The organism is Halobacteriovorax sp. RZ-2 (assembly GCF_043196685.1).
GTDB lineage: Bacteria > Bdellovibrionota > Bacteriovoracia > Bacteriovoracales > Bacteriovoracaceae > Halobacteriovorax_A.
On record NZ_JBEBMR010000002.1, the window covers coordinates 117580 to 141646 of the forward strand.

The following is a 24067-nucleotide window of genomic DNA, read 5'->3' on the forward strand; positions in this document are numbered from 1 at the left end:
GTTATTTATGAAGGGACAATGGACAATTAAGAAACAATTAATTGCTCTATCAGCTACAATGCTTACCATTCAGCTGATTATTGCATTTGTTGGTTATCAATCATTAACATCAGTGAAGTCGCACTTGTATACAGTGTTTTCAAAAAGACTTCCAAGTATCAACAGTCTAGTACAAGCTGATCGAGACTTTCAGCAGATGCTAGTGGCCGAAAGAACACTACTTCTTGAGGGATTATCAGATAAGCAGAGAAAAGCTTTGGCCGATGACTACTTTACTAATAAGCAACAAGTTGTTGATCGTTTTAAAAAGTATACTGTCTTAGGTGACTCACCTAAAGAAATTAAAATTTCTAAGAAATTTAATGAAGGATTAGAAGCTTTTGAAAAGACGGCAGCAGATAAGTTTCCTCTAGATAAAGAAGGACATCTTCGTAAGTTCACTAGAACAGAACTTATTAAAAACTCATTAGGGCCAGTGAACTCTAAGTTTGAAGGAGCTAGAGATAGCCTTGATCAACTTCAAGAGTTAATTCTTGGAATGGGTGATGAAGAATTTAAAGAAGCAGATCAGACTTACTCTGATTCAATCTTTTTAATGTCGATTATTTCAATTATTAGTTTATTTGGTTCTGTGGGGATTTGTATCTTTATGGCAAGACGAATTGATGGACGAATCAATAATATCGTTGAGTCAATTTCTAATGAAGGTCAAAACCTAGAGAATGTTTCAAATACGTTTAAGAATAAGTCTGTCGCACTAAGTTCTATTTCTGAACAACTTTCTGCGGCAGCAACAGAAACATCAAGCTCTTTACATGAGATTTCTCAAATGATTAAGAGTAATACTGATGGTTCTAATAATGTTGCTTCTCTAATTAAGAAAAGTCAGGACTTAGTAACTGATGGTGTAAAGTCTCTAGGAGATCTAGGACGTGGTGTTAAAGATGTCGATAATAGTACAACAGCACTAGCAAATACAGTTGAGAAAAGTAATAGTGAATTAAATGAAATCGTTAAAGTATTTGAAGAGATTAATGTTAAAACTCAAGTTATTAATGATATAGTTTTTCAAACTAAGCTACTTTCATTCAACGCCTCTGTTGAAGCAGCAAGAGCTGGTGAAAATGGTAAAGGCTTCTCTGTCGTTGCCGAAGAAGTAGGTAACCTTGCTAAGATGAGTGGTGAATCTGCTGATGAGATTTCAAAGCTACTTGTTGATAGCTTAAAGAAGGTTACAGATATTGTAGATATCTCAAGTCGTGATGTTAATGAATCTTTAAATATGAGTAGAGATAAAATTAATAAAAGTGTTGAGATCAGTAATCAGTGTCAAGAAGTGTTTACTCAGGTACTTAGAAATTTTGATGAAGTTTCTGCAAACTCAAATGAAGTTGCTAATGCTTCAAAAGAACAGCTAATTGGTGTTGAAGAAGTAAGTAAGGCGATGCAAGAAATTTCAAGTTCTGCAAGCTTAACAAGTCAATCAGCACATGACTTAAATGCTGCCTCTACTGAGTTAAGCCAAGCGGTTAATCATATTGGCGAGGATATCACAGATCTAAAAGGGTTAATTATTGCTCAGATAAAGTCTGCGAGACGTGCAGTTAATAATGTCGTTAATTTTAATAAGACAAAAAGAGAAACTGAGACAAAGAAAGCAGCATAAAATTTTAAATTTCTTTAATAGAAGAAGGGCACATTTTTGTGCCCTTTTTTTTTACCATATTTTATCTAGGTTTTATGAACTCCCTATTTTATAATTAATGTAAAGAAGGGATGTTTGTATGTTGTTTTTTAGAAAGTATGTTTTAGCAGTTACTGGGCTATTCTTATGCCTGTTTTTACTCATTCATCTCTGCGGAAATTTAATACTCTTGTTACCACAAGAATATGCACATTCTTTGTATAATCTTTATTCCCATACTTTGGCCGAAAATATATTTATAAAGGCCGTTTCATTTATTCTTTATTTTGCTATTGCTCTTCATACTTATATGGCGATTGCTATTACCTTGAAGAATTCCCGCTCACAGGGGGTTGAATATGCTCTTAAGGATAATAGAGAAGTCTCAACTTGGACCTCCCAAAACATGGGTTTCTTAGGCTTTTTCATTTTATTATTTATCGTTATTCACATGGCAAATCTCTGGGCGAAAATTAAATTTGGTCTTGGAGGAAGTGTTTATAATGACTCAAATGGATATAAAGATGTTTATCTTTTAACGACGACATTATTTAGGAATCCATTCTATGTGATCTTCTATTGTGTTTTAATGGCTCCTTTAGGAGCGCATTTAAACCATGGGCTATCAAGTGCCTTTAAAACTCTAGGCGTCTATCGTTTAAGTCATATTCGTATAATAGACTGTAGTGCAAAAATATTTTCATTCTTTATTACAATCGGTTTTGTTCTCATTCCCATTGTTATCTTCATTAGGGAGGTTTTGTAATGCTAAATCCTAAAGTCCCTAAAGGAAATTTGAAGGAGAAGTGGTCTAACTATCAAGCTGAGAGCAAGCTTCTTAATCCCGCAAATCGTAAGAAAGTCTCAATCATAGTTGTCGGCTCAGGTTTGGCCGGAGCAGGAGCTGCCGCTACCCTTGGTGAACTTGGTTATAATGTTGATTGTTTCTGCTATCAAGATTCTGCCCGACGTGCACACTCTGTTGCAGCACAAGGTGGAGTAAATGCAGCAAAGAATTATCAACATGATGGTGATAGTGTTTGGAGAATGTTCTACGATACTTTAAAGGGTGGTGACTTTCGTTCTCGAGAGGCCAATGTCTATCGTTTAGCTGAATTGTCGGCCCCTCTTATCGATCACTTTACCCAGCAAGGTGTTCCCTTCGCTAGAGAGTATGGTGGTGTTTTAACTAATCGTAGTTTTGGTGGAGTTCAAGTTCAACGAACATTCTATGCCAGAGGTCAAACCGGTCAACAGCTTCTTTTGGCCGCTTATTCTCAACTTTCAAAAATGGTCAAAGCAGGAAATGTTAAGATGTATCCACGTACAGAGATGCTTGATCTCGTTGTTATCGATGGGAAGGCCAAAGGGATTATTACAAGAAATTTAGAGTCAGGTGAAATTAAGAAGTTTATGGCAAATGCTGTCGTTCTCGCAACCGGTGGTTACTCACGAGTTTTTAGGCTTTCTACACTTGCTATTGGTTGTAATGGGTCTGCTATATGGGCCGCTCATAAAAAAGGTGCTTTCTTTGCAGCTCCAAGCTTTACACAAATTCATCCTACCGCCTTACCGCAGTCAAGTGAGTTACAATCAAAACTTACTCTTATGTCAGAGTCTTTACGAAATGATGGACGAATTTGGGTTCCTAAGAAAGCAGGGGATAGTCGCGATGCAAATGATATCCCAGAAGAAGATAGAGATTATTATTTAGAGAGAAAGTATCCAAGTTTTGGAAACTTGGCACCGAGAGATATTTCTTCACGTTCTGCTAAGGAACAAATAGATGCTGGCCACGGAGTTGGGGCCTTAAAGAATGCTGTTTATTTAGATTTTAAGCATGCGATTGAAAGGCTCGGAGTTGAAGTTATTAAAGATCGCTACGGTAATCTCTTTCAAATGTATGAGAAGATTACAGGCATCAATGCTTATAAAGAGCCGATGAAAATTTCTCCTGCTGCTCACTTCTCAATGGGCGGACTATGGGTAGATTACGAATTAATGACTACTATTCCAGGGCTCTATGCAGTGGGCGAATGCAACTATTCAGATCATGGAGCAAATCGCCTCGGAGCAAATTCATTATTACAAGCGAGTATTGATGGCTACTTTATTCTGCCAAATACAATCAATAATTATCTTGCAGATGAAATGAAGAGTGAGCAACCAGATATTTCTCATGATGAGTTTAATCGATGTATCGAGAAGGCATCAGAAAGAATTAAGAAACTACTGATGATTGATGGTGTGAAAACCGTCGATCATTATCACAGAGAACTTGGGAAAATAATGTGGCAAGAATGTGCCATGAGTAGAAATCGTAGTGGTTTAGAAAAGGCAATTTCTCAAATTAGAGACTTAAAAGAAGAGTTTTGGAAGAATGTTAAAGTAACTGGTGCTAATGAAGAGCTAAATCCAGAGCTCGAAAAGGCGCTACGCTTGGCCGACTTTATTGAACTTGGCGAATTGATGTGTGTGGATGCCCTTCAAAGGGAAGAGTCATGTGGAGCACACTTCAGGGAAGAATTTCAAAGCTCTGAAGGTGAAGCCGTTCGTAATGATGAAGACTATAGTTATGTGTCGGCCTGGGAATATAATGATGGAGACTATCAACTGCATCGTGAAGAATTAGAGTTTGAATATATACAACCAACGATTAGATCATATAAGTAGGTAATAATGAGAGTAACTTTTAAGATTTGGCGTCAAGAAAATTCAAAGTCAGAAGGACAATTTGTTGAGTATGAGCTTGATAACGTTACTGAAGATATGTCCTTTTTAGAGGCCCTCGATATGTTAAATGAAAGTCTCGTTTTAAAAGGCGAGAAGGTTATTGCATATGATTATGATTGTCGTGAGGGGATCTGTGGCCAGTGTGGAGTCTTTATCAATGGTAGAGCTCATGGGCCACATGCTAATACGACAACTTGCCAATTACATATGAGAAGTTTTACTGATGATGAAGTAATTGTTGTCGAGCCATGGAGAGCGAAGTCATTTCCGGTTGTAAAGGATTTAGTTGTCGATAGAAGGGCCCTTGATCGCATTATTGAAAGTGGTGGTTATATCACTGCTAAGACAGGAACAGCTCCCGAAGCCAACTCAATTTTAATTGGAAAAGAAGTTGCAGACCTATCAATGGACACGGCCGCTTGTATTGGGTGTGGTGCTTGTATCGCAACTTGTAAGAATTCATCCGCTGCTCTTTTTACCTCAGCGAAATTAACTCACCTAAACCTCCTTCCCCAGGGAAAGGTTGAAGAAGGTAGAAGAACACTGGCAATGACGAAGCAAATGGAGTTAGAGGAATTTGGTCACTGCTCTTTTACTGGTGCATGTGAAATTGAATGTCCTGAAGGAATTTCAATCTCAAATATTGCGAGGATGAATTTTAATCTTTTAAAAGCTAAGGTCTTAAAATAGTCCAAGTAGCTTCCACCAGGCACCGCCAATAATCATCCAGATTAAGATATTTATGATGGAAATAAAAAATCCCATCTTCCACCAGTCCGATAGCTCAACATATCCGGAACCAAAGAAGACTGGGGCCGGTCCTGACCCGTAGTGTGTTAGTGAACCAAAGAGGTTTGAGAAAAAACCAAGAGTTATTGCCATTAAGTAGGGAGGCACTCCTACTTGCACTCCGACTCCTATAAAGACTGCTGCCATTGCTGTGACGTGGGCCGTGGCCGATGCAAAGAAGTAGTGCGAGTAGAAGTAAATTCCTGCTAAAATAGGAAAGGCAAGTGTCCAAGTGAGAGCAGAGACTTCCATTGCCACATACTTACTAAACCACGGGACAAAGCCAAACTTATTTAAGTAGTCGGCCATCATGACAAGGACACCAAACCAAATTAGCGTATCCCAAGCTCCCTTTTCTGACTTGATGTCATCCCAATTTAATACGCCAGTAATAAGAAGAATCGATAGCCCCCCAAAGGCCGTTGTTGTTGCATTTATTTTCAATGTACTGCCTAAGATCCAAAAAGTGATAAGGAAAATAAAAGTCGCTATCATAATCCATTCTTGTTTGCTCATGCGACCCATCTCTTCAAGTTTCATTTTTGCAATTTCTTGTGCACCAGGAGTTTCTTTTATAGTTGGTGGATAAACAAAGTAGATAGCTAGAGGAACAATAATTAAGGAAACAATACCTGGTACAATGGCAGCAAGGGCCCAACCTCCCCATGTTATTTTGACTCCATTATCTGCGGCAAATTGTTGGATAAGTGGATTGGCCGCCATTGAAGTAATAAACATTGCAGACGTCACCATGCAAACTTGAAAGCAACTAAGAGTTAAGTAGTGTCCAATTTTACGATTGGTAGGATCGTTGGGTTTCGAATCATAGCTGAGGCTTAAAGATTTCATGATTGGAAAAATAATTCCTCCACCTCTTGCTGTATTAGAAGGTGTTGCAGGTGCAAGAATCAAATCACTTATTGCTAGGCCGTAAGCAAGGCCTAGTGTTCTTCTTCCAAGTAGGTAGACGAAGTAGTAGGCAATACGAGATCCAAGTCCTGTTTTGACAAAGCCTTGTGCAATAAAAAAGGCCGTAACAATTAACCATATGGTGCTATTGGAAAAGCCTGTCAGGGCCTCTCCCTTTATCTTAAGCGTCTGTGTCAGTAGGCCTACTGAAAGTCCCGCTATACACATCGATCCCATGGGCATGGCCTTAATGATAATTCCTAAAATCGTACTTAAAAATATGGCAAAGAGATGCCATGCTTTTGGCTCAAGGCCGTCCGGTATCGGTCGACTCCAAATAAATGCACCAATTGCAATTACGCAAATAAACCTAATGATTTTTACTTCATATTTCATGATAGTTTTCCCTTTTAAATAAATTAATTTTAATGGTGATGATGAGAATGTTGCAATTTAAGAAAAAATTTAAGAAGATGCGGTCATGGAAATTACATCATATCATGCACATTTATATTACGATGAATCGACTTATGAGAAGGCCTTACAGGTTATAGAGAAAGTTAAGACTTTAGATTATGTTCAAGTCGGAAGAGCGCACCAGAAAGAGGTTGGGCCACACCCGCGTTGGAGCTGTCAGTTTCTTTTTGCCGCGGATAAATTAAACGAGATGATTCCTTGGTTACTTGAAAATAGAGATGACTTAACTGTTTTTACACATGCTAATACGGGTAATGATTATCTTGATCATACTCAAAATACTCTTTGGATGGGTGAAATCTTAGATCTTAAATTAGATATCTTTAAATAGATTAAGGAAATACTAAATACGACAAGTTGATTTATGTCATAAAATCACAAAGCTGATGTAAATCATGTTGCGCCCTGCGTAGGTTGCTATACTTATCAGAAGTTTAGTTATTACTGCAGGGGTAAAGTAAGTGAGTAAAGTTTCAAATTTTAAAGAGCAAGTCGATAAGCTTGTTTCTTTTCATCAACAAATTCGTACAGAATTTAAAAGTCTAATTATTTTATCGCAGGCAGTAGGGGAATCTTCAAAAGATAGGCCAGGGTCCCCTCGTGGGATCTCAGAATTTCTATTAAGATTTTGGATAACCCTTGAAGCAGATATGCAAAATGAAGAAAGGTATATTTTCCCTTTAATACTTAGGGAGAATTGTAGTGATGCATATGAGTATATTAAAGAAATGACTCAAGAGCATATGGAACAAGAAGAAGAACTTAGAGGTCTGATTAAAATGGTACAAGATTATGAGCTTCAAGAAGAGACTTGTCCTGAATGGGAAGGCCTTTATAAGAAAGTAAGGAAGGCCGTTGATAATCTCTGTAGGCATATGAATTACGAAAATGAAGTTATGTATTCATTTCTTTCACATTATGAAAATAGAAATGGTGCCGCTATCTAGAAAAGTACAACACCAAACTCTTGAAGAATCAATTTCACTGTAGGTGAAATTGATTTTTTTGACGGCGTTACTGCCCAAATTGGAATTGACTGATTTGTGTACTCACTAAGCAAAGGCAGTAAAGTCTTATTTCTAATATGATCTAAAACATAGACACCCGGAAGTTTACAAATGCCTAGGCCTTGTAAAGCAGCATTCATTTGAGCACGGCCATTAGAACTTTTAAAATTCCCTTTAATTTTTATACTTTCTTTTTGGCCATCATTTGAAAATTGCCAAGTATCGTTATTTCCAATTAGACAATTGTGGGAGTTAAGATCCTTTGGTTTCTTTGGCTGTCCAAATTTATTAATATAATTTGGTGAAGCACAAACAAACTCCTTACGATCAGCGATTTGAATTGCAAAGCCTTTCTTTGGTTTTTTAGAGGTTACTCGAATGGCAAGATCAAACTCATGAGAAGTAATATCAATTAACTCAGTAGAGAAAACTAATTCGGCTTCAATACCAGGATGTTTCATCATAATATTTGAGATCATCGGAGCAATGATATCTTCTCCATATGCACCGGCCAAAGAGATTCTTATTTTATCTTTAGTCGCCTCAAAACTTTCTTTAGATTGCTTAGTAAATCTTTCTATTTCTTGGATATGATTCGCACAAATTTCAAAGTAATTTTTACCAAAGTCAGTAAAGTCGATGAAGCGCGTATTTCTTTTAAGGAGTGGTTGTCCTAACTTGTCCTCAAGTTCTTTAACGGCCTTGCTTAAATGTGAACGTGACACATTTAGGGCATCAGCTGCCTTTGTAAATGATCGATATTGTGCAACTTTTATAAAACTATAGATATGACTTAGGTCTTTTATTGTTTCCATATGTAAACAATTTGTCGAATAACGTCACAATTGTCAACAATCTAAAATGGGCCTAAAATAGATCAATTAATTAACAAATACCGGAGGTACTAAATATGAAAGTAAAAGCAGCTGTTGCTTGGGGACCAAATGAGCCACTTAAAATTGAAGAAGTCGATCTAGAGGGACCAAAGAAAGGTGAAGTTCTAGTTAAGATGCATGCTACTGGTGTATGTCATACTGATGCATTTACTCTTTCGGGGGCCGATCCTGAAGGTTTATTCCCAGTTATCCTCGGTCACGAAGGTGGCGGTGTTGTTGTTGAAGTAGGTGAAGGTGTAACAAGTGTGGAAGTCGGTGATCACGTTATCCCTTTATACACTGCTGAATGTGGTGAGTGTAAGATGTGTAAGTCTGGAAAGACAAATCTATGTTCATCTGTTCGTGAAACTCAAGGTAGAGGACTTATGCCAGATGGGACAAGTCGCTTCTCTAAAGATGGAAAAATGATTCATCACTATATGGGAACTTCTACTTTTGCCGAGTACACAGTTGTTGCTGAAGTCTCTCTTGCAAAAGTAAGTAAAGAAGCTCCTCTTGATAAAGTATGTCTTCTCGGTTGTGGTGTTACAACTGGTATTGGTGCTGTTTTCAACACTGCCAAAGTAGAAGAAGGTGCAACTATTGCAGTTTTTGGTATGGGAGGAATTGGTCTATCAGTTCTTCAAGGTGCAAAGATGGCCAAAGCTGGCAGAATCATTGCTATTGATATTAATGACGACAAGAAAGAAATGGCCATGAAATTTGGTGCAACAGATTTCATTAATCCAAAAAATTACGATAAGCCGATTCAAGAAGTTATTGTTGAATTAACAGACGGTGGAGTTGATTACTCATTCGAATGTGTTGGTAATGTTAATTTAATGAGATCGGCCCTTGAGTGTTGTCATAAAGGTTGGGGCGAATCAATTATTATTGGTGTTGCCGGAGCTGGACAAGAGATCAGTACTCGTCCATTCCAACTAGTAACTGGACGTGTTTGGCGTGGTAGTGCCTTTGGTGGCGTAAAGGGAAGAACAGAGCTTCCTGGTTATGTTGATCGTTATATGTCTGGTGAAATTAACCTAGATGATCTTGTAACATTTAAGTTACCATTAGAAGAGATCAATAAGGCATTTGATCTAATGCACGAAGGAAAGGCAATTAGAACGGTAATTGATTACACAATGTAGGATTAATATGAAATTTGAAAAATTGAAATCACATAAATCATTTGGTGGGGAGACGGCCTTTTGTCTTCACACTTCAAATATAACAAAGACAGAGATGAAGTTTTCATACTTCAAGCCTTCTAGTGATAAAATTGAAACTATAATTATCTGGTTATCAGGTCTAACATGTACGGAAGAAAACTTTATTACAAAAGCTGGAGCACAAGCCTATCTTGCTGATAGTAAGACAATGATTGTTTGTCCAGATACTTCTCCTCGTGGACTTGACCTACCAGGTGAACACGATAGTTACGACTTTGGCTCAGGTGCAGGCTTCTATCTCAATGCAACGACAGAAGGTTATAAAGATCATTATAAGATGTATGAATATATCGTAAGTGAATTTATACCAATGCTTAAAGATTCTTTTGGTGATGTGAAATTTTCTATTACTGGACACTCAATGGGAGGACATGGAGCACTTGTTATAGGCCTAAATAACCCAGAGTTATTTCATGCTATCTCTGCATTTTCTCCAATTGTTAATCCTACTCAAGTTCCTTGGGGAGAGAAAGCTTTTACAGGCTATCTCGGAGATAATAAAGAGGATTGGAAACAATACGATGCTTGTGAACTAATTAGAAGTGGGAAAACTCACTCTAAAAAGATCTTAATAGAACAGGGCCTTGCTGACGAATTCTTTGAAGAACAGTTAAAAACTAAGAATTTCGAGAATGTTTGTGCTGATTTTAATCAGGAATTAGTTGTTAATTACCGTGAAGGTTATGATCATAGTTACTACTTCATCGCTTCTTTTATCGAAGATCATCTAAAACACTTAATTTCTTAAGATATTTGTTTAAGAGAGGGCCTGTGGGCCCTTTTTTGTTTACTTTAGTTATGAATTTGAGTGAATTGTCGATATAATTATCCTCATGGATAAAATGAAACTAAGATTCTATGGCGCGACATCTACTGTCACTGGTTCTAAAACCTTCCTAACAATTAATCGTAAGAATATTCTTATTGATAGTGGAATGTTTCAAGGTGGAAAAGACTCTAATAAATTAAATAGTAAACTTCCTGATTTCGATATTACGGAAGTTGATTCGATCTTCCTTACTCATGCTCACTATGATCACTCTGGTTATCTTCCTGTATTAGTAAAAAATGGATTCAGGGGAAAGATATATTGTACAGAAGTGACGAAGAAGATTGTTGAAATAATTCTAAGGGATTCAGCTAATATTCAAGAAAATGATTTCAAAGAAAAGAAAATAAGTGAAATTCTTTATGATTTAGATGATGTCGATAAAACCATGACTCACTTTAGAGTGGTTGAGCAAGGCAAATGGCTAGGTGAAGACTTTCGCTATATCTTTGAAGAGGCCGGCCATATCTTAGGGGCCACTAGTATTACTTTTGATAATGGTGATTCTAAGATTTGTTTTTCTGGTGATGTTGGACGTAAGGATGATTTGATTCACCTGCCACCAAATAAGGAAACAGAAGCTGACTATCTCGTTATTGAATCGACTTATGGAGATCGTCTTCATAAGAAAGTAGATACGCAATCGGTACTAAAAAAACATATTAAAAGAATCATCTCGACACAAGGTGTGCTTTTGGTCCCTGCCTTTGCAGTGGCCCGAACGCAAGTCATTATCTATGAGCTATTTGAGCTTTTTGAAAAATATCCTGAAATTGAAATTCCTATCTATCTCGATACACCGATGGGGGTGCGAGTAACTAGGTTATATATGCAAGAAGCCGAGAAATTAAAGGTTGATTCAAAGCGCTTTATCGATGCCATGAAAAAGGTTCGTTTTGTTGAATACAGTAGTGATTCAAAGAAACTAGCACGTGCGAAAAAGCCATTTGTTTTAATCAGTTCTTCCGGAATGATTAGCGGTGGTAAAATTTTAAAATATATGGATATGTACGCAAAACATGAAAATAACACTGTTCTCATCACTGGCTTTCAAGGAGAGGGAACTATTGGGCGTAAACTTGTGGATGATGAAAGAGAGATTTACCTCTTAGGTCACACGATGAATGTTAGAGCACATATTGAAAAACTGGAATCTGTTTCGGCCCATGCCGATCGCGATGAATTATTAGATTATATTAAAAACTCAGGAACTAGTTTAAAGAAAGTTTTTGTTAATCACGGTGAAGAGCCTGTTGTCGAAAACTTTGTAAAGACTATTCAAGAGAGCTTAGGATTTGAGGCCATCAATGTTGAAGATGGTATCGATTATATTTTGGGGGAATAATGAAAATTGTTGTTACTGGTGGTCCTGGTGGAGGAAAAACTACAGCGCTTGATCTTTTTAAAAGAGAGTTAGTAGAAAATATTGTTGTTGTTCCTGAAGCTGCAACTTCTGTTTTTCAAAGTGGTGTTGCTAGAGATAAGAGACCTGAAGTTGTAAAAGATATTCAAAAGATGATCTATGACTATCAAGTGAATCTAGAATCAATATATGAGAAACAGAATCCAGATAAGATTTTACTCTGTGACCGTGGAACCCTCGATGGAATGGCCTATTGGCCAGATGAATGTGGATCATTCTTTGATAAAATCAATTCAACTTATGATCACGAACTAAATCGTTATGACGCCGTTATCTTTTTTGAAACTGGTGCAAACTCTGGTGGCGATATTACGAGTAATAATATCTATCGTAGTGAAACGAATCGTCAGGCAATTGAATTAGATCATAAGCTAAAAGAGATTTGGTCTGTTCATCCGAACTTTTACTTTGTTGATAGCAAAAAGTCATTTATGGATAAAATCATAAGTGGTGTTGAGATTTTGAAAACAGTTGTTAAATAATGAAAAGCACGAAAAAGAGCAAGAAAGCTAAGAAATTAAAATTTATCGTTCAAAAGGTGAATCGTACTTTTGAAGAATTTGATAAGAAAAAGTTTAAGAAAAGCTTAGAGGCGGCCGGGGTTTCTGAAGAAGCTACTCAAGAAATTGTTAAGAAGATCTCAGAAGAGTTAGACCCATTTTCAACAACTAATGCCATCCACCAGAAGACTTATCGAGCTCTGAGGAAGAGGTCTAAATTAGATGCAGCTAATTATAATATCAAAAGGGCCATCTATAAATTAGGGCCTACAGGTTATCCTTTTGAAATACTTTGTGCTGAGATGTTAAAATCGAAAGGTTATAAAACAAAAGTTTCTGTTATTAAGAAAGGTAAGTTTGTTAGCCATGAGGTTGATGTTGTTGCAACTAGGCCTGACGGTGATATTTACTGTGAATGTAAATTTCATAATCGAAAATATTATAAAAATGATGTGAAGATACCTCTTTATGTACATGCCCGCTACTTAGATATTAAAGAAGCCAATCCTGATTTGAATTTTAAATATGCTCTAATCTCAAATACACAATTCTCAGAAGATGCAATTAAGTATGCTAAGGGTGTAGACCTACTTCTCTTTTCAATGAATTACCCAAAGAAGAATACATTCTGTCATTTAATCCAGCGCTATCGAATTTATCCTATTACGGTCTTGTCTACTCTTAGAGCACGAGAAAAAAAGCAATTATTGGACAAGGGAATTGTTATTATTAAGCATATTAATAGGGCGTGCCTGAAGGCATTGAACTTAAATGATAGCGAAATCCGAAAGGTTCTCAAGGAAGTTAAAGTTCTAATGAGCAAAGAGTAAACCTCTTATTTAACTCAGTTAAGTACTTGAAAGTACGCAATTTCAGCTGTTTATCTTTAGTAATAATTACAGCATAACTCTTATTTTCTAATTATCGTTCATAAAACTGGCATAATCGCGCTATGCGTAATTTTGGAGGAAGATAATTATGAAAAGAGTAATGTCTACATTTCTGTCGTCACTTTTACTGGTCACATCAGTTAGTGCGACGGCCGGTGATTTTGAGAATTATGTAAAAACCTTAAAGTATAGCAAGCTCGATTCTAAGCTTGGTGGAGATATTAAGGATATTGTTACTCGCAATAAGCTTCCGCTTACTCGTCCAGAATTTTGTCCTTTAAATAATACGCGCTCTTATGAAGAGGCCTTAAGTAGTCTAAAGGCAATTGTTACAGTTTTCAAAGACGATTGTTTTGATGGAAACGAATCCTTAATTGAGCAAGTGCTTAATAGTTCAAATGAACTTGAAGAGGAATTAAATAAGTTAAAAGAAGAACAGGGGAAAGAAACAGTTGATGTGATTCCTTCTGCTGATGAAGTTGATATCAATGGTATTCCTCTAATGCAGGTTATGAATGGAGTAAACACACTCTTTTCAAATAATAAGTGTTCAAGCCTTGATCGTACTTCTTTCCTAGAGCGTTCTGCTGATGTTATCCAGACATTTTCACAATTCGGTCTCTATTCTCCATCTGGTGTAACAGTTGCTTATGGTGGTTTAGCAGTCGCTTCAATTCTAAGATTTGTGAATAATATTTTTAATGACCGTTTCCAGTTTGAAAACGAAGAAGATATCAATACTTTCGTTAAACTTAATTGTGCATACTATGATGTTAGAAACCAAGTAAAAGCACTTGAGGTTTTTGATATTGATACTGATAGACACTATACAGACAAAGAAATATCAAAGGCTCTTGTTGCTCAAGTGAAGAAAGAGCTAGAGTCACTGAAGAAAGCTAAAGACAGTGTTGAAGTCGAGTTCGAAAAGATCAAGGAAGCTGAAGTTGCTAAAGTTGATGCTGATGTTGAGAAGCTAATTGCTGGTCTATATGAAAAAATGAAAAGTCCTCTTTCTGATAAGCCGGGGAAATCAGCTACATATCAACAAGCTGAAATCCTTGGAGAGCTTGCTTACTCTAAACCACTACTAGAAGAGTACTTAGATGAATATATCGCAGAATCTCAAGGTGCGGATCGTTTCTTAAATATGTTATTTAAGCAGAAGCTAAGTAAGCTAGACAATGCAATGGAGTTAATGGAGTTAAGTGTAAAGGATTTCAATCAGCAGTTCCTTACAGATATGGCCAGCTCATTTAATCGTGTTCTAAACAATATTGAAGAAAAGAGAAAAAAGGCCCGTGATAACTTCGATGATACTTATATGATTTCACTTGGTGAAGAAAGTATCTCAGTTAAAGAGTATAAAGAACTTCTAAAGAGTGATGATCTTAAAAAGAGAGAAAAGGGAATTACTGACGCTTATAATGCAATTGCAGAAGTTGATAATCGTTTAGCTGCTATTATCGCAAAGAAAGAATATTCTTCTGTGGATTCAAAAGATGGTGACCTTAGAGAAATTATTAAGTCTCTCGATGTTGTTCGCAATCACGTTTATGGAAAGTATGGACGTGAGTTCTTAGATAAGATGAGAAGTCTTTCAGAAGAGCAAAATAAAAACTTTAATCAAAAGTATAAAGACCTAGAAAAGAATTACGAAATCACTAATTCTGGTGACTCAGCAGATCTTGGTGAAGATGCACAATTAAATGCTTGTGTTGATGTACAGACAACGAGAGAGATTTGGGTTTATGCTCAAAAGCTTTCTGAGCTTGGTTATGACTTCATTGCAACAAATAACGATATCTTTGGTGATGCAGACAATGCTGATAGAAAGAGAATTAAGTCACATAATGATTCTGCCATCCTTGCTCGTCGTATTATCACAGCAAGAAACTACCTAAAGAAGATTGCAATGCAAAGAGAGCTTGGGCGTGAAGATGTTGAAGTCGAAGGAAAGAAGTACTCTCTTACAGAAGCAGAAGGCGTTGTTCGTAATATTGAATTTTATGGGAAAAGTCTTACGCTAGAAGAAGCGCAGGACTACCTTGATAATAAATTTGGGCAAAAGGGATTAAGAGGAGATCGACTTGGTCAGATTATGATGGAAATCATTAATAATCGTGACAAAACAGTTGGGCTTCAAAAATTCTATAAAGTCCATAAATGTTCAAACCTTTCAACAATTTCAAGATAATTAGGGGCCAGCATTAGCTGGCCTTTTTTATATGTATTTTATTTATATTGTCTTGTTTAAGTATTCTCGCATGCTATAAGTCACAAATATTTTAAAAACTTAAATCAGGAGATAATTGATGAAATCAATGATCATAGCTCTAATTTCACTAGTATCAGTAAATGTTATGGCAAAGTCTGTAACAAAGAATTTAACTAATGAAGAAACTCAACTTGTCGTTAATCTTGCTAACCAATATAAAGTTGAGCTTCAAGTAAGTGGCCCATGTACTAAGGTTGAATTTAATATTATTGATAGTATTAAAGGATACAATCCAGCTGTATGGAGCTTAAATGCAGGCTATATGACTTATCTTTTAGAGGATAGTGAAGCGACTGGTCTAGTATATCTTTTTGATCGCGTGGAAGTTCCTTCGGTAATGATCAACTCATTTACACAAGTTTCAAAAGCGACAATTACTGGTTCTTCTTGTGGGTTTAATCCATACAAGTGGACTATTACATTTGATGATTTGATGTAAGTTTGACTTGGCTTTGCATAGAATTGTTATCTGTGAACTTTAAATTCTCTTTTTTAGGTATTCGGTAAGTAACAAAAATTATCTTGAGGTTACTTATAGGAATGCAAGTAATAGATTTTTTATTTAAAACAATTTTAAGGAGATTTTGTTTAAAACCGTTAATCATCAATGTAATCAGTGTAAAAATTGAGATATTCTACCCTTGATAAGATTAAAAAGAGGATAATGCTTGCTCTATCCTTTTAGACATCTCTTTCCAAGAGTACCTCTTGTAAAAGTGATCAACTATATTTTTAGCAAATAAGGCATCAAACTCTGATTTTTCTGAAAAGCGGTATAAAGGGTTCTGTTTGAACTCTGTATATAAATGAAAAGTTCTAAACCTTACTTTAGAAGCATCTTGTTCATTACTGATTGGAAAACCAAGTGAATTTAACAAATTTTTAAAAAAATACTCAGGTATACTGTTTCTGATTCCATGTAAATTGAATTGATCAAACATTGAATAAGTTATTTTGAAAGTAAAGCGATCATGTGTGAATCTTATGGATCCACCCAATGATTTATCTTTTTTATGATATGAGACATTAGTTCCCTTTGGGATGGCAAGCTGAAAGTACTTATCTTTATCGTTCGTGATGAAAGGATTTGCATCTGCAGGAATAACTTTTTCCTTTAAAAATATCTTCTCTATAAAGTCTGTAGGAGTTGTGTATCCAATACTACCGGTGAAGCCTCCTACTGGACTAATAACCTTACGACTGTCATCTATAGTCCAACCATATTTAAAATCATATGATAGTTTTCTATATAAAAATGCTTCAAAGTCATAAAAATACTGTATTTGAATTTCTTTATCATCAATATTTTTTAGATCCGGATTTTCGTTAATCCATTTGATTAAGCTATTATTATAGCTAATATAGCTTCCTGCTTCTTCTTCAGATATTAATGTTGGAGTTTTCTTAAATAAAGGCCATAATGGCAAAATATTTCCATTTGGTTCATGGATGAAAAGAATTGAGAAGTCCTTATTGAAGTTATTCGAATCCTCGTCAAGCCAGATCGTTTTAAAAATGAAGAAGCTTGAAACTAATAGAGCAACTATTGCAGTTTTATAAATATCTAAAATTTTAAAGCTAAAGTCATTTTTTATAACCATAAAAGCAAAAAAAGCCATAATGATAATACAAAATATGAATGCAACAAGAAGAGTTAATTGCATGAGTTTCCTTGTGTTGAATATAGAATTATGTTTAAATTTCCTCATTTGTACCTTGGGTCATTTTTAAAAGACTGACTACTCATATAATCTACAGCAATATTTAGTCAAAAAAATAGTTATCAAATTTTTTCACTATTATGGGAATTCTTAAGATAGTTGGTCACAATTTATAAAGATTGATCTAGTGCATAGGGTGACTATTATAATTCTTCATTAAGTATTTTGCGTGAGACTTGACCAGTTTTGGCACCTGCTTTTGCTGACATGCGCTGAATCCTGTACCTAAAATCGAGTTGAGTTAAAGAACTATTACCCACGCAACAATAAAAAAGACCCTACAGAATCGCTACGCTATTTTTATGATGGCCCGGGCATCTACAGTGCGGCAAAGGTCGAAGGGTTTTGAAGTATAGGAGTTTACTATCTCATGGAGGTTTTACAAGCTTAGCGCCAGTAAAATCGTAGAGCTTTATCGTTCGTAAAATATATAGTGAAATTTGAGGTGTGATTACAAGGGGGTTTACATTGCCCCTACAATCAAGCAAAGAAAACTACATAGAGCGAAGACCAAAAAGGAGTAGAGAAGCTTATTTCTAAGTTGAAGTAGAAGTTTCGAGGAGATGGGATGATTTCTAGGACGAAAGATCGTTTAATTGCGAACTTAATGAATACGCACTTGTATGATAATCCAGAATCGAAAGTAACTCAGAATCAAAAACAATTTTTGGATTTCATTATTACCTTTGAAATGTGGGATTTTGCTGAAGTAAATTATAAGACTTTGAGGAAGTGGTTTGAAGAAAAACTAAATGCACTTAAAGAGCAAATCGAACAATGCAAAGCCAACTGTTAACACCTATAGCTAAATAGATACAACTGATACAAAACAGTTTAACCCCTATGAAGTCAAGACCTAATCGCTTCGGTACTTTTGCTACGAGGGCTGTCTTAAACGATAGGAGCCCCTAACTCTCACAAATATCCTGGGTATCTTGCATGTAAAACGTCCTAGAAGTTACTTGAGTACGATGGTTAAAATATGTTGCAAAAATCAATAAGTTATTCTTAATGAGTCATGAAAGTAAGGCTAATTTCTAAGAAAGAGTGAAAAAAGTTCAAGTTAACATATTGTATTTCCGAAAATAGTAAGGCGTATGGTATAATTTATTGACCTATAGGGCTTACTGTTGTAAATGGTTTATAGGTTTTTGGAGAATGAAATGGCAAGGACATCTAGAAAATTAACATTCAATTCAGAGTTTTTTAAGTCTCTTCTAAGTGACAAAAAACTTAGTGTACCTGAATTCTCTAAAATTATCGATGTTTCTAAGCAGACTATGTATGACTACATAAATGAAGAATCAATTAGTAGAGAGTATCTAGTTCGAATCGGAAAATACTTTGATCTGAATCGTAAGGATTTTGACTTTTTAATGGGAATTAAACCACTTCCAATCTTTTTTAGAAGAGAGAGAAGAGTTGAGGTTGAAGAAGAGAAAAAAGAAAAAGTTAGAAGCTTAGCAAATATTTTTCTCAAAATTACAACGATTCCAAATGTAAAAAAACACTTACCAAAGTTTGTAGACTTAGAGGCAAAAGAGTTAGCAAAAGAAATAAGATTAACTCTTGAATTAGGTAAGAGAAAAGTTCTTTTTGATGATTTAGTTTCCACTCTAAAGGATTTTGGAGTTTATACATACTTTTACCCATTTGATTCGTTAGGGATTAATGATGAGTGTGGTTCTAGAAAAGTTAGAGCTGCATCTGTCCCTTTTGATGGTAAGTGGATTATTTTTCTAGATACTTCAAATGAACTCATTGATAGTCTATATGATTTAATTCATGAATTAGCACATATTTTTTCAGGGCATGACTTAAACAATAGTCATGATGATGATTTAGAAAAGTATTGTAATGATGTAGCAAATGAAGTTTTAACTCCTTCGCGTTTTTTTGAAGAAAATAGTGAAGATTTAAAGAAGTTCTTTGCTTCTCCTGCTCCTAAGATTGTTGGATATGCTGAGCAAATTGTTAGCATTTTAGGTTGTAGCTTTGAAGGTCTCATTTTAGCGCTCGATCAGCACAAAATGATCGATAAAAGTGTTAAAAATTATCTATACGCTGTCAGTCACAATAAGAAAAAGAATTCAGTTAAACTTTCATATTATTTTAATCCTACAAATGATGAAACTACTTCTAGCTTTTGGAAAAAAGCTTTGAATGATTCATCAAAAACTCAATTTTATGATTTCTTTATTCAGTTAAAGTGTGCCTTTCTTGAGGGGAGAGCTTCAACACGTCTATTAGCTGAAGGGTTTGGAATTGATATCTCTAGTGCGGATGTTCTATGTAAAATGTGGATTTCGGAAAATGAATTTTCGGAAGAAGAGTTGGAGAGGTTCAAGGACGGCCCATGGCAAAGCTTTTAGTTTCAGATACAAACTCAGCTATTAAACTTGCTTTCCTCGAGGATAAATTCTTTGAGGATGATTTTATTTCAATAGGAGCAGTTTCACTCTTCGAGGATGTCGTATATAAGGAAGTTTTGGTTCATTTAGATAATCCAGACAAAGTTAAAATTAAAAAGCAATTGGAGTTCTTGAGAGATTGTCATTATTACTACGATCTTGAATACGATGAGCATGAGTTTTCATGTTATCAAAGGTGGGAATTTGCAGATGCTGAAAAAATTGTACATGAAAATAACGGGAAGGTTGGTACTTCAGATGAAGATCAAAAAATCTTATACCTAGCGATTGTTAATAAATGTGATTTAATTACAAATGAATATGCTCTAGCTGATTTGAGTGATGCAGCTCTGAATCTTCCTGACATGTCAGAACACAAAGATAAAAAGATATATACGGCTGAAGATTTAGTTTTATGTGCTTATACTGAAGGGAAGTTAGCAAAGCTTGAAGTTCAGAATTTACTAAAAGATTGGGGAAAGGCTGGCGAGTATGTAATGAATATAAAAAAAGCAGACTTCACATCAAAAGGTTTCACTATCCCAACTTCTAAAAAATAGATTTTCAAAAGACTTTATAGTTTAATCGTGGCCAAAAACAAAAAAGATTAAATTGAAAATAAAATACTCAATACTGGTGTTAAAATATTACTAGTCTCTAGGATCAAAGTGAGCCTTCCTTGAAGAGAATTTCATTTTTGTAACTAATGATAAGTTTATAAATGATTTTAAGTATTTAATGAGGGCCCGGGCATCTACAGTGCGGCAAAAGCCGAAGGGTTTTGAAGCATTGGAGTTTACTATCTCGTGGAGGTTTTACAAGCGTTAGCGCCAGTGAAATCGTAGACCTTTATCGTTCGTAAAAATATATAGTGAAATTTGAGATGGTGGCCCGGGCGAGACTTGAACTCGCACAGTATTGCTACCGGCGGATTTTGAATCCGCTGTGTCTACCATTCCACCACCGGGCCACTGAGAATAGAATAAGTCTATTCATTTCATGGAAATCAGTCAATTGTTAATAATTACCAATAAATATGACGCGTAGTTTATTCTTTTTCGTATTTAAACTTATAAACTATTTCTATTAATGAGGACATATATGGAAGTGCAGTCTTTGACCTATCTTTTTATTGTATCAGTTATTCTCTTTCTCCTTTTTACGAAGAAAGTAATGACTAATTCTACATGGACAGCAACCATGACTCCCTTGGCCTCCATTATTGGCAGTGGTTTTCTTATTTCTGCACCACTCTTAAATGAGCTAAGCGGTGTCTACGCTCCTGTCTTGATGGCCATTCTCTGCCTTGCCTCATTTGGGATAGGGGAAGTCATTCGCTGGAATATTAATGATGTAGAGCCTGTTCTCTTAAAAAGTGATTTTAAAAACCATACATATGATAAGGTTCGATTTAACGAAAGAATTAGTGACTGGGTTCTGGCCTTTGCTTATATCTTATCGATCACATACTATCTCTATTTATTTTCATCATTCTTTTTAAGGATGACTGGTGATCACAGCGCTATTGTTGAAAAAGGTGTTGTAACAGTTGTTATCATGGCCATCGCATTCTTTGGACACCAGCATGGCTTATCATCACTAGAAAAACTGGAGAGTGTTTCTGTTAATGTAAAGCTTTCTATTATTGTGACATTTTTGATGGGACTCGTTGCTTATCAATTCGGTAGTCATCCGATTGAGTCAAAAGATATTAGCAATTTTAACTATCATTCTCTAGCTGTAAGTCTAGGACTTCTCATTATGGTGCAAGGATTTGAAACAAGTCGATACCTTTCTGAGAAGTATAATCGAGAATTGAGAGTAAAAAGCATGAGGTACGCTCAATTGATTAGTAGTGCAATATATATGCTACTTATTGCCTTATTTATTCCTGTTTTTAAGTCACACCCTTTAAGCGGAGTGATTTCAGAAACATCTGTCATTGATATTGGTCAATTTGTATTTGTACTAGCTCCTACATTCTTATTTGCAGCTGCAATGGCAAGTCAGTTAAGTGCTGCCATTGCGGATATGGGAGGAGGTGGAGGTCTTTTTGCAGAGATTTCAAGTGGAAAGATTAAATCGAAAAATGCATACCTTTTCATAGCCTGTGTCGGAACAATTCTTGTCTGGCTATTCGATATTTTCAAAATCATTTCTTTTGCTTCAAAGGCCTTTGCTCTTTATTACCTATTCCAATGTATAAGTAGCTGTTTAATTAACTACCGATTGAATAAGAAAAAATTTACTTTCTCATTATTAATGGCCGTCCTTTGCCTTGTTATTGTTATTCTTGGTCAACCATTCGAGTAAACTTCATTTTACTTTTGTTAACTGAACTTAGGTTCTTCTTTCTTTGTTAGATGTCGAAAGACTCATTGAAGAAACTCTACAAAGGAAGAATTATGAAAGTTGGATTTCTCGTTTTTATTCTGTGTGCAATCTCATTTTTTGTGGGAAGAGGAACATCCTTTATGGGAAGTGCCCTAAGTGTAAATACCCTCATCCACGATAATCCTATGATGAAGGCCAAAGATAAGAAGTTATCAAAACTTGATAATGGTGCACTTGTTGATAGCGAGACGATGAATTATTGGAATTTAGCACAGAAAAGTGAAAAGCGTGGCTCCTATGATAAATTAACAACCGTTAACTTAGGAAGCGGACTCTTCACTATTGGGAGTGACAGCATTGTTAACTCACATTTTATAATTGGTAAAGATGGTGTGATTGTGTACGACACTGGTGATAATGAGCACGATGCTAATGTTTTCTATAACGAAATGAGAAAGGTAACAAGACTTCCTGTTAGGGCAATCGTCTATTCTCATGAGCATTATAGCCTTGGTGCCAAGCTCTTTGTTGATCAAGAAAGGCGACGAGGGAATCGAAATATCAAGATTATTGGCCACCCAAATACGAATAGAGTTATGGCCGTTTCTGGTGGTGTTGAGGCCCTTCATCCTGAAGTTGGTGGAGTGCTGATGGCCAGGTCAGTTGAGCAATTCAATCTTTATTTACCAGATAAGGGAGACGATGCGCGATTTAAGAATACGATCATCCCCGATAATAATGGTTTTGTTCCAGTAAACACACCTGTGAGAAATGGTCAAAAGTTAACGATAGCAGGCATTGGAATGACATTTTATACGAAAGATATTGGGACAGATACTTCTAATCAAGTTTTAGTACATATACCTTCTAAGAAGGCCGTTCTCAATAATGTCATGTGGGGATGGTTCCCAAATATTTATAGTCTTCGTGGCGGAAAGTATCGAAACCCTGAAGATTGGAAAAGGTCTGTTGAGTTTATTAAAAAGCTAAAACCTGAAATCCTAATGAGTACACACTCTACGAGTATAAAAGGAAGCGATAGGATTGCACAACGCTTACAAAATTATCAAGACGGGCTTTCTTTTGTTTTAGATCAAACGTTAAAAGGAATTTCTCTGGGCATGGGGCCAGATGAGCTAAGATACTTTGTGACAATTCCAGACTACCTAAAAACAGAACCAACATTGATTGAAAATTATGGTCCAATTTCTTCAATGCCACCACGAATTTATAATGCCATCTTTGGACAATTTAATCGTGATGCAACAACTCTCTACCGTCTTCACCCTGATGATGAAGCGAAGAGGATCGTTCTTGCTATGGGAGGGGAAACTAGAGTCAAGTCCCTTGCAGATTATGCTTATAAAGATGGTGACTACCAGTGGTCTTGTCAGCTTGCGAATTACTTAGTTCGCGTAAATAAGAGTAGTGACAATAATCAAATTAAAGCAAATTGTTTAAAACAAATTGGTTATCGAAGCCTTGCAACAACTGCTCGAAGTTGGGCATTAAGCCAAGCCAGAGCTGCAGAAGGAAAGGTTGCAATTATTAAGAATGCTCCAGCTACATTTAATCAAGTAAGAGGTAATGCTAGTTCATTTGTGAATAATTATCGTATTAGAATTAACCCAGGTCGAGCGCAAGGGACAGATAAATTCATTGCCATTAATCTTGGCTATGGTGAAAAATACGGCCTACATATTAGAAATGCAGTAGTCGACTTTGTAAGTGATAGAAGAAAAATTGATAAGATGAAAGATCTGGAAGTTCATATGAATAAAGATACATTTACAAAGCTGTATAATAATCTCGGTACAGTCGATGACTTTATTGCTTCCGCTGATATAGGAATTGAGAAGGGGACAAGAGAAGAAGTTGTTGAAGCCTTTTCTAATTTCGATGTTATATATGATTGGGATAACGATCCAGCTTTAAATACAGTAAAAGAAAGAACTCTTGCAAGTGAAGAGGAATAAAA

General features: G+C 35.8%; 21 protein-coding genes and 1 tRNA gene. 18 read left to right on the forward strand and 4 right to left on the reverse strand.

Annotation, left to right across the window (positions count from 1 at the left end; genetic code table 11):
* Positions 1–7 precede the first annotated feature (7 nt).
* The 4 genes from ABMA78_RS06585 (at position 8) to ABMA78_RS06600 (ending at position 5107) form a co-directional block, all read left to right on the forward strand.
* Entirely contained in the window at positions 8–1666 is a 1659-nt protein-coding gene (locus tag ABMA78_RS06585; RefSeq protein WP_392858222.1) for a methyl-accepting chemotaxis protein, read from the forward strand.
* A 118-nt stretch (positions 1667–1784) separates the two neighbouring features.
* The gene (locus tag ABMA78_RS06590) at positions 1785–2450 is read left to right on the forward strand and encodes a succinate dehydrogenase cytochrome b subunit (RefSeq protein ID WP_392858223.1); all 666 of its coding nucleotides are present in this window, start codon (positions 1785–1787) and stop codon (positions 2448–2450) included.
* The gene (locus ABMA78_RS06595; RefSeq protein ID WP_392858224.1) at positions 2450–4357 is read left to right on the forward strand and encodes a fumarate reductase/succinate dehydrogenase flavoprotein subunit; all 1908 of its coding nucleotides are present in this window, start codon (positions 2450–2452) and stop codon (positions 4355–4357) included. The genes ABMA78_RS06590 and ABMA78_RS06595 overlap by 1 nt, the downstream gene beginning before the upstream one ends.
* 6 nt (positions 4358–4363) lie before the next feature.
* On the forward strand, positions 4364–5107 hold the full coding sequence (locus tag ABMA78_RS06600; RefSeq protein WP_392858225.1) for a succinate dehydrogenase/fumarate reductase iron-sulfur subunit: 744 nt from the start codon (positions 4364–4366) through the stop codon (positions 5105–5107).
* On the opposite strand, the gene ABMA78_RS06605 is transcribed toward ABMA78_RS06600, so the two are convergent.
* A complete protein-coding gene (locus ABMA78_RS06605; RefSeq protein WP_392858227.1) occupies positions 5099–6511 on the reverse strand; it encodes an anion permease in 1413 nt (470 codons plus the stop codon). The two genes, ABMA78_RS06600 and ABMA78_RS06605, sit on opposite strands and share 9 nt — an antisense overlap.
* Before the next feature lie 85 nt (positions 6512–6596).
* Here ABMA78_RS06605 and ABMA78_RS06610 point away from each other — a divergent pair, with 85 nt between their 5' ends.
* Together ABMA78_RS06610 and ABMA78_RS06615 are read left to right on the forward strand one after the other, a co-directional pair.
* On the forward strand, positions 6597–6923 hold the full coding sequence (locus tag ABMA78_RS06610; protein ID WP_392858229.1) for a DOPA 4,5-dioxygenase family protein: 327 nt from the start codon (positions 6597–6599) through the stop codon (positions 6921–6923).
* A 130-nt stretch (positions 6924–7053) separates the two neighbouring features.
* The gene (locus ABMA78_RS06615; RefSeq protein WP_392858231.1) at positions 7054–7539 is read left to right on the forward strand and encodes a hemerythrin domain-containing protein; all 486 of its coding nucleotides are present in this window, start codon (positions 7054–7056) and stop codon (positions 7537–7539) included.
* Here ABMA78_RS06615 and ABMA78_RS06620 read toward each other — a convergent pair.
* Complete coding sequence (locus tag ABMA78_RS06620) at positions 7536–8414, reverse strand: LysR family transcriptional regulator (protein ID WP_392858232.1); 879 nt, start codon at positions 8412–8414, stop codon at positions 7536–7538. The genes ABMA78_RS06615 and ABMA78_RS06620 overlap by 4 nt on opposite strands.
* A gap of 95 nt (positions 8415–8509) precedes the next feature.
* Between ABMA78_RS06620 and ABMA78_RS06625 the strand changes: the two genes are divergently transcribed.
* The 7 genes from ABMA78_RS06625 (at position 8510) to ABMA78_RS06655 (ending at position 16062) form a co-directional block, all read left to right on the forward strand.
* Positions 8510–9625, forward strand: a complete 1116-nt coding sequence (locus tag ABMA78_RS06625; RefSeq protein WP_392858233.1) for an S-(hydroxymethyl)glutathione dehydrogenase/class III alcohol dehydrogenase — start codon at positions 8510–8512, stop codon at positions 9623–9625.
* Positions 9626–9632: 7 nt separating this feature from the next.
* The gene (gene fghA / locus ABMA78_RS06630; RefSeq protein ID WP_392858235.1) at positions 9633–10454 is read left to right on the forward strand and encodes an S-formylglutathione hydrolase; all 822 of its coding nucleotides are present in this window, start codon (positions 9633–9635) and stop codon (positions 10452–10454) included.
* 85 nt (positions 10455–10539) lie between these two features.
* A complete protein-coding gene (locus ABMA78_RS06635; protein WP_392858236.1) occupies positions 10540–11880 on the forward strand; it encodes an MBL fold metallo-hydrolase RNA specificity domain-containing protein in 1341 nt (446 codons plus the stop codon).
* Entirely contained in the window at positions 11880–12440 is a 561-nt protein-coding gene (locus ABMA78_RS06640; protein WP_392858239.1) for an AAA family ATPase, read from the forward strand. Before ABMA78_RS06635 ends, ABMA78_RS06640 begins: the two co-directional genes overlap by 1 nt.
* Positions 12440–13288: a restriction endonuclease gene (locus tag ABMA78_RS06645; RefSeq protein WP_392858240.1), complete on the forward strand. Its 849-nt coding sequence runs from the start codon at positions 12440–12442 to the stop codon at positions 13286–13288. The genes ABMA78_RS06640 and ABMA78_RS06645 overlap by 1 nt, the downstream gene beginning before the upstream one ends.
* 148 nt (positions 13289–13436) lie before the next feature.
* Positions 13437–15542, forward strand: a complete 2106-nt coding sequence (locus ABMA78_RS06650; RefSeq protein ID WP_392858243.1) for a hypothetical protein — start codon at positions 13437–13439, stop codon at positions 15540–15542.
* 118 nt (positions 15543–15660) lie between these two features.
* Positions 15661–16062, forward strand: a complete 402-nt coding sequence (locus ABMA78_RS06655) for a hypothetical protein (protein WP_392858245.1) — start codon at positions 15661–15663, stop codon at positions 16060–16062.
* A gap of 211 nt (positions 16063–16273) precedes the next feature.
* On the opposite strand, the gene ABMA78_RS06660 is transcribed toward ABMA78_RS06655, so the two are convergent.
* A complete protein-coding gene (locus tag ABMA78_RS06660) occupies positions 16274–17287 on the reverse strand; it encodes a hypothetical protein (RefSeq protein WP_392858247.1) in 1014 nt (337 codons plus the stop codon).
* Positions 17288–17912: 625 nt separating this feature from the next.
* Here ABMA78_RS06660 and ABMA78_RS06665 point away from each other — a divergent pair.
* The 3 genes from ABMA78_RS06665 (at position 17913) to ABMA78_RS06675 (ending at position 20315) form a co-directional block, all read left to right on the forward strand.
* On the forward strand, positions 17913–18140 hold the full coding sequence (locus ABMA78_RS06665; protein ID WP_392858249.1) for a hypothetical protein: 228 nt from the start codon (positions 17913–17915) through the stop codon (positions 18138–18140).
* A 367-nt stretch (positions 18141–18507) separates the two neighbouring features.
* Entirely contained in the window at positions 18508–19716 is a 1209-nt protein-coding gene (locus tag ABMA78_RS06670) for an ImmA/IrrE family metallo-endopeptidase (protein WP_392858252.1), read from the forward strand.
* Positions 19701–20315, forward strand: coding sequence for a hypothetical protein (locus tag ABMA78_RS06675; protein ID WP_392858254.1), 615 nt, complete (start codon positions 19701–19703; stop codon positions 20313–20315). The genes ABMA78_RS06670 and ABMA78_RS06675 overlap by 16 nt, the downstream gene beginning before the upstream one ends.
* Positions 20316–20639: 324 nt before the next feature.
* Here the strand turns inward: ABMA78_RS06675 and ABMA78_RS06680 are convergent.
* Positions 20640–20725: transfer RNA gene (locus ABMA78_RS06680), tRNA-Leu, on the reverse strand.
* Positions 20726–20928: 203 nt separating this feature from the next.
* Here ABMA78_RS06680 and ABMA78_RS06685 point away from each other — a divergent pair.
* Entirely contained in the window at positions 20929–22068 is a 1140-nt protein-coding gene (locus ABMA78_RS06685) for a hypothetical protein (RefSeq protein WP_392858256.1), read from the forward strand.
* A 92-nt stretch (positions 22069–22160) separates the two neighbouring features.
* The gene (locus tag ABMA78_RS06690) at positions 22161–24065 is read left to right on the forward strand and encodes an alkyl sulfatase dimerization domain-containing protein (protein WP_392858258.1); all 1905 of its coding nucleotides are present in this window, start codon (positions 22161–22163) and stop codon (positions 24063–24065) included.
* Positions 24066–24067: the final 2 nt, after the last annotated feature.